General features: G+C 67.4%; 6 protein-coding genes. All 6 read left to right on the top strand.

Features of this window, described 5'->3' with window-relative positions; all coding sequences use genetic code 11:
- Positions 1-989: 2-oxoglutarate dehydrogenase, E2 component, dihydrolipoamide succinyltransferase (sucB, locus tag ON29_RS09650; RefSeq protein WP_040865800.1), on the top strand; the 989-nt coding region annotated here is incomplete at its 5' end.
- Positions 990-1,008: 19 nt separating this feature from the next.
- Complete coding sequence (locus ON29_RS09645) at positions 1,009-1,917, top strand: TIGR01777 family oxidoreductase (RefSeq protein WP_040865799.1); 909 nt, start codon at positions 1,009-1,011, stop codon at positions 1,915-1,917.
- Complete coding sequence (locus ON29_RS09640) at positions 1,914-2,450, top strand: GNAT family N-acetyltransferase (RefSeq protein WP_051175035.1); 537 nt, start codon at positions 1,914-1,916, stop codon at positions 2,448-2,450. Before ON29_RS09645 ends, ON29_RS09640 begins: the two co-directional genes overlap by 4 nt.
- 580 nt (positions 2,451-3,030) lie before the next feature.
- Entirely contained in the window at positions 3,031-3,777 is a 747-nt protein-coding gene (gene lipB, locus ON29_RS09635) for a lipoyl(octanoyl) transferase LipB (RefSeq protein ID WP_040865798.1), read from the top strand.
- A gap of 76 nt (positions 3,778-3,853) precedes the next feature.
- On the top strand, positions 3,854-4,900 hold the full coding sequence (gene lipA / locus ON29_RS09630) for a lipoyl synthase (RefSeq protein ID WP_051175034.1): 1,047 nt from the start codon (positions 3,854-3,856) through the stop codon (positions 4,898-4,900).
- Between the two features lie 777 nt (positions 4,901-5,677).
- Complete coding sequence (locus ON29_RS09625; RefSeq protein WP_040865796.1) at positions 5,678-6,865, top strand: Fic family protein; 1,188 nt, start codon at positions 5,678-5,680, stop codon at positions 6,863-6,865.
- Positions 6,866-6,891: the final 26 nt, after the last annotated feature.

Here is a 6,891-nt window from a genome sequence, read left to right as displayed (position 1 = left end):
CGGCCCCCGCGCCCGCCGCCGCTCCGGCTGCCGAATCCTCCAACGGCGCAACCCCTTACGTCACTCCGCTGGTCCGCAAGCTGGCCGAGGAGAACAAGGTCGACCTCGCCGCGATCACCGGTTCCGGTGTCGGAGGCCGTATTCGCAAGCAGGACGTGCTCGCCGCCGCCGAGGCCAAGAAGGCCCCCGCTCCGGCCGCCGCCCCTGCCGCGTCCGCTCCGGCCGCGGCGAAGGCGCCCGCGGTGGCGAGCCCGGAACTGGCCCACCTGCGCGGCACCGTGCAGAAGGCCAACCGCATCCGCCAGATCACCGCGACCAAGACCCGCGAGTCGCTGCAGACCACCGCGCAGCTGACCCAGGTGCACGAGGCGGACGTCACCAAGATCGCGACGCTGCGCAAGCAGGCCAAGGCGGCGTTCAAGGACCGCGAGGGCGTCAATCTGACGTTCCTGCCCTTCTTCGCCAAGGCCGTGGTCGAGGCGCTCGGCGTGCACCCGAACGTCAACGCCAGCTACGACGAGTCCAGCAAGGAGATCACCTACCACGCCTCGGTGCACCTCGGCATCGCTGTCGACACCGAGCAGGGCCTGCTGTCCCCGGTGATCCACAACGCCAGTGACCTGTCGCTGGCCGGACTGGCGCGCGCGATCGCCGACATCGCCAACCGTGCCCGCACCGGCGGACTCAAGCCCGACGAGCTGGCCGGTGGCACCTTCACCATCACCAACATCGGCAGCCAGGGCGCGCTGTTCGACACCCCGATCCTGGTGCCGCCGCAGGCGGCCATGCTGGGCACGGGCGCGATCGTCAAGCGCCCGGTCGTGGTGACCGACGAGACCGGCAACGAGTCCATCGGCGTCCGCTCGATGTGCTACCTGCCGCTCACCTACGACCACCGCCTGATCGACGGCGCCGACGCCGGACGCTTCCTGACCACGATCCGCCACCGGCTCGAGGAAGCGGCGTTCGAGGCCGATCTCGGTCTGTGAGGAAGGTCCCGCGGCACCTATGAAGGTCGTGATCGCCGGCTCGTCCGGGTTGATCGGGACAGCGCTCGTCGCGGCACTGCGCCGCGACGGGCACGAGGTCGCCCGGTTGGTGCGCAGAAAAGCGGCGGGCGCGGATGAATTCTCCTGGAACCCGGCTCGTGCCCATCTGGACGAGCGGGCTCTTCGCGGCGCCGACGCCGTGGTCAACCTCTGTGGTGCGAGCGTCGGGCGGCGCCGCTGGACCGGCAGCTTCAAACAGGAGTTGCGCGACAGCCGCATCACCCCGACCGACGTCCTGGCCGGCGCGGTGGTCGCCGCGGGTGTGCCCGCGCTGCTCAATGCCAGCGGCGTGCATTACTACGGCGGCGACACCGGCGACCGTGTGGTGGACGAGACCTCCCCCGCCGGTTCGGGTTTCCTGGCCGCCCTGTGCCGGGACTGGGAGAAGGCGACCGAACCCGCCGCCACGGCTGGTGTGCGCACGGTGCTGTTGCGCAGCGCCGCGGTGCTGTCCCGGACCGGAGGCGTGCTCGGCATGCTGCATCCGTTGTATGCGCTCGGCTTGGGCGGGCGGCTGGGCAACGGCCGCCAGTACACGCCCTGGATTTCGATGGCCGACGAGATCGGCGCGATCGTCTTCGCGCTCACCCACGACACGGTCTCCGGCCCGATCAACGTGGTCGGCCCCGCACCGGTCACCAACGCCGAGTTCAGCCGCGCGCTCGGCCGGGCGCTGCATCGCCCCACTCCCCTCGTCGTCCCGGCGTTCGCGCTGAATGCGCTGGTCGGCGAGATGGCGCAGGAGGCGATTCTGCGCGGGCCGAGGGCTATCCCCACCGCCCTCGAGGAAGCGGGTTACCAGTTCCACCATCCCACCATCGGCGCCGCGCTGACCGCCGCGGTGGGACGACCCGGAGATGCTCGATGACCGACCGACTCGATACCAGGCCCGCCACGGCCATCCGCGACGCGACCACCGATGACCTTCCGGCGATCCTCGACATCCACAACGCGAATATCGCCACGTCCACCGCGATCTGGGACACCGAGCGGGTCGGCCTGGACGAGCGCCTCGGCTGGTTCCGGGCCCGCACCGGGGCGGGGCTGCCCGTGCTGGTCGCCGAGATCGACGGTGCGCTGGCGGGTTACGCGAGTTACGGCCCGTGGCGTACCAAATCCGGCTACCGCTACACGGTCGAGAACTCCGTGTACGTCGACGACCGCTTCCAGCGTCGCGGCATCGCCACCGCCCTCCTCACCGAGCTGATCGAACGTGCTCGTCGCACGGGCACGGTGCACGCCATGATCGCCGCCATCGAATCCGGCAATGGCGGTTCGATCCTCCTGCACGAACGCTTCGGCTTCCGCACCGTCGGCGTCCTGCCGGAGGTGGGCCACAAATTCGGCCGCTGGATGGATTTGACCCTCATGCAACTCACCCTTCCTGTCGACGTCGACTGACCGCTGCGGTTCACGTACTGCTGTCTCTCGCGGACGTATCGGGAGCTGCTCTGGTCTATCGGTGGCGTACTCGGATGCGCGGAGATCTGTGGCTGTGTAAGCACGCGTTCACCGCACGCCTCCTCGAAGCGATCTCTCGCGGCCGCTGGTCCGTAGTCATCGCAACGCCGAGCGCAGCCGCCAGAATCCGCACCGTCTCGGTAGCCGGTTGCTCTCTCTCACCGAGGGGGCTTATCCGGAAGGCGAAGTTATTTCAGCACGTGACGCCAGGCGGGTCCGACAGACACCGGTCGAGGCGGCACTTCCAGACATCGACCGCAAGCGGGTGGGCCGAGAACTCGGCAGTCGGGCAGCCGACGCCGTCTAAGTCCCTACCTCTTCGCGACGGAACCCGGTGCTCGCGGCGCACCGCACACCCGGGGGCGGACCTGGCCGACGCGGTGACCCGGACGCAAGGCGGCGCCAACGGCCCGTAGCCGCGCAACCTCCCAGTTCTCCCTCTGGCTATCCGCTCCGGCTGTGGAAGATCCCACATCGAGGTGCTGGAACCGGCTGCCCCCGTGGGCGTACCGTCATCGCTGTGAACGACACGCGCACCACCCTGTCCGCCCGATTCGATACGACCCCGATCGTGGTCGAGGATCTCGGACTCATCGACTACCACGCCGCCTGGGAGCTGCAGCGCAGCATCGCCGAGCAGCGCGCCGATGGCGACGGATCCGATCATCTGCTGCTGCTCGAGCACCCGTCGGTGTACACCGCGGGCCGCCGCACCGAGGCCGACGATCTGCCCATCGACGGCAGCCCGGTGGTGCAGGTCGACCGCGGCGGCAAGATCACCTGGCATGGTCCCGGCCAAATGGTCGGCTACCCGATCGTGCGGCTTGCCGAGCCGGTCGACGTCGTCGACTACGTGCGCCGCCTCGAGGAGGCGGTGATCACCGTCTGCACCGGGCTCGGCCTGGTCTGTGGCCGCGTCGAGGGCCGTTCCGGCGTCTGGCTGCCCGCCACCGAGCTGTACGCCGAACGCAAGATCGCCGCGATCGGTGTGCGTGTGCAGCGCGGCGTGGCCCTGCACGGCCTCTCGCTCAACTGCAACGCCGCCATGGACGGATTCCAGGCCATCGTTCCGTGCGGCATCCGCGACGCGGGCGTCACCACGCTGACCCGCGAACTCGGTCGCGAAGTGACCGTCGCCGAGATCAAGCCGCTGGTGGCCGACGCCCTCATCCGCGCGCTGGACGGCGACCTGCCGGTCACCGAGCACAATATTCCGCGTGTCACTCCTGGTGACACCACCCCGCAGTCCCCGAGCGCGACGGCGTAAGGTCGATCGAGTGACCTCAGTCGACACCCCGACACCACACAACGCTGCCGCGGCCGAACCTGCTGCGGCACTCCCGGTGCCCTCCGCGGCTGCGCAGGCCACCTCCGGGCCGGACGCTCGTGCCGCGAACGGCCGCAAGCTCTTGCGCATCGAAGCCCGCAACGCGGAAACCCCCATCGAGCGCAAACCCAAGTGGATCCGCACCCGCGCCACCATGGGCCCCGAGTACTCCGAACTCAAAGGCTTGGTGAAGCGCGAAGGCCTGCACACCGTGTGCGAGGAAGCGGGCTGCCCCAACATCTTCGAGTGCTGGGAAGACCGTGAGGCCACGTTCCTGATCGGCGGCGAACAGTGCACCCGCCGCTGCGATTTCTGCCAGATCGACACCGGCAAGCCCGCCGCCCTCGACCGGGACGAGCCCCGCCGCGTCGCCGAAAGCGTCCAGGCCATGGGCCTGCGCTACTCCACCATCACCGGCGTCGCCCGCGACGATCTGGACGACGGCGGCGCCTGGCTCTACGCCGAAACCGTCCGCGCCATCAAGCGTTCGAACCCGCACACGGGCGTGGAACTGCTGATCCCCGACTTCAACGCCGACCCCGACCAGCTCGCCGAGGTCTTCTCCGCCCGCCCGGAAGTGCTGGCGCACAACCTCGAAACGGTCCCCCGCATCTTCAAGCGCATCCGCCCGGCTTTCCGCTACGAGCGCTCCCTCGCGGTGCTGACCGCCGCCCGCGAAGCAGGCCTGGTTACCAAGTCCAACCTCATCCTCGGCATGGGCGAAACCCCCGAGGAAGTCACCCAGGCGATGCGCGACCTGCACGAGGCGGGCTGCGACATCCTCACCATCACCCAGTACCTGCGCCCGTCCCCCCGCCACCACCCGGTCGACCGCTGGGTGAAGCCGGAGGAGTTCGTCGAGCACTCCAAGACGGCGGAGGAAATCGGCTTCGCAGGCGTGATGGCCGGCCCGCTGGTCCGCTCCTCCTACCGAGCGGGTCGGCTGTACGCCCAGGCGATGGCCCACCACGGTCGCGAGATCGCCCCTGAGATGGCCCACCTCGCCGAGGAAGGCACCGCCTCCCAGGAAGCCAGCTCAGTCCTGGCCCGCTTCGGCAGCTGATTCCGCTGGGAGGTCGAATTCGTGATTGATTCGACCTCCCAATGTGCCGCTGTAGGATTACACCCTGCCTGCGAGTGTCATACCTAGTGCGATTAACTATCGAGATCTGAAGTCAACATCGCCCGGATGTCCGACCGGACGCGTGTCCAGCCGAAGACACCGGCGACCTCGGACAGTAGTTCTTCCCGCCGGACGCTCGAGCAGTCGGCGATGACATTGCGTATAGCGAGTTGTCGCTCGATTGTCGGGATCTGGCGGACCAAGCGGCCTCCGATGGAGGTCGCTGTGCGCACAAACCGCAGATCACGGGCTGGTAGGTCGTATGCGGTACCGGGCCGAACAACTTCCTTCTCCGTTGTCACACTGATCCTTGCTTCTCGGCCCGCCACAACAGATTTGCGAAGTAACCAATCCGGCAGACAGCCGCGAGCATGTCAGTGTTGTACCAGCGCAGGCGTTCTGCGCGAAGGCCAGGCCCAGTTCGATGCGTAAGTCGCAGGCGTCGAGCCGATCGCCGCAATCCGGATCCCCTAGGGGCCTGATGATGCCTCGACCGGTGGCCGACTGGTCCCAGCAGAACAACGCCATCACTTTGTGCGCCCTGCACCGACGCGCAGGGGCAGGAGGACCCATCAACCCGCCCGCGAGGCCTTCCCGAGCGTTGCGCGGTCCATAGGCAGCAGCTTAATGTAAAGCAATGGTTCTGCTATTGTACTTTTTACCATCTCAAGTATAATAAAATTCGTCTTGGTTGCTCTTTTGCCTGGAGGAGGCATCGTGGGCTGGCCGCCCCATCGCACTGAGAGCCGCACCTGGTGCCCTCGCCACCGCCAGGGATCGCGCGCCGACCGCACCCTCACCGAAATCGAAGTATCGATCCCACCGCGGATCGCCGATCTCACGTACTCGGTCGGCGGCGCCGTCGCGCGGGCGCACGAGGACGCCGTGATCGCGGTCGTGCGACTCGAAGCAGGATACGGTCAACATCTGGCGCCGTTGGCCGATTTCTTGCTCCGTAGCGAATCCGTGGCGTCATCGAAAATAGAGCACATCGACGCGGGCTGGCGAGCATTCGGCCGAGCGGTCGCCGGTGGGAAGGCCAGTGACGAGGCAAAGTCTCAGCTTGCCGCGGTACGAACGTTAGCAGCACTGGTCACCGCGGCCGGCGATGGTCCGATCACACTCGCCTCTTTGCTCGAGGCACACCGCCTGTTGATGGCTCCCGATTACTACACTGCTCAGGACTCGGGCAGGCTGAGGACGGTGCAGAACTGGATCGGAGGCAGCGACTTCACCCCGATCGACGCGCTGTTCGTTCCGCCTCCACCGGAGCTCGTCACCGAGCTGATGGACGATTTGCTTACTTTTGTCGGCCGTAGCGATCTGCCGATTCTTGCGCAGGCCGCCATCGCGCACGCCCAGTTCGAATCCATCCATCCGTTCACCGATGGCAACGGCCGGATCGGGCGCGCCCTCATCAACGCGGTCCTCCGGCGGCGGGGACTGACCCAGCGGGTCACAGTTCCGCTGGCCTCAGCGATGCTCGCCGACACCGGCCGCTACTTCGCACAGCTGAACGGCTATCGCAAAGGTGACGTGGACGAGTTCGTTGAATATGTCTCCACGGCGACGATCCATTCCTGTGAAGCGGCCCAGGAATCGGCCCGTGCGCTCGCCGATCTCCCAGCCCGGTGGCGCGCAATCGCCAGACCCCGGGCGAACTCCGCCGACGAATCAGTGCTGGCTGCATTGCTCGACACACCGATATTCAACGCGGACACCGCACAGAAGATGACTGGCACTACCGAAGCCAGCGTGTATCGGGCACTCGGGAGATTGACCGAGACCGGCGTCCTCGAGGTGCTATCGGAGAGCAAACGTAACCGCATCTGGGCGGCATCCGACATCCTGGCCGAACTCGACGCACTCTCCGCTGCCATCGGCAAACGGACGACGCGGATGTAGCCACCGCCACGAGATCGGGCCAGCCC

The organism is Nocardia exalbida NBRC 100660 (genome assembly GCF_000308575.1).
In the GTDB taxonomy this organism is placed as follows: domain Bacteria; phylum Actinomycetota; class Actinomycetes; order Mycobacteriales; family Mycobacteriaceae; genus Nocardia; species Nocardia exalbida.
Note: the sequence above shows the minus strand (reverse complement) of the source record. Positions and strands in the feature narration are given on the sequence as shown.

Bases quoted from the DNA above. Each gene is read 5' to 3' on its own strand.
- ON29_RS09645 (WP_040865799.1), top strand. From the start codon at position 1,009: ATGAAGGTCGTGATCGCCGGCTCGTCCGGGTTGATCGGGACAGCGCTC.
- ON29_RS09640 (WP_051175035.1), top strand. From the start codon at position 1,914: ATGACCGACCGACTCGATACCAGGCCCGCCACGGCCATCCGCGACGCG.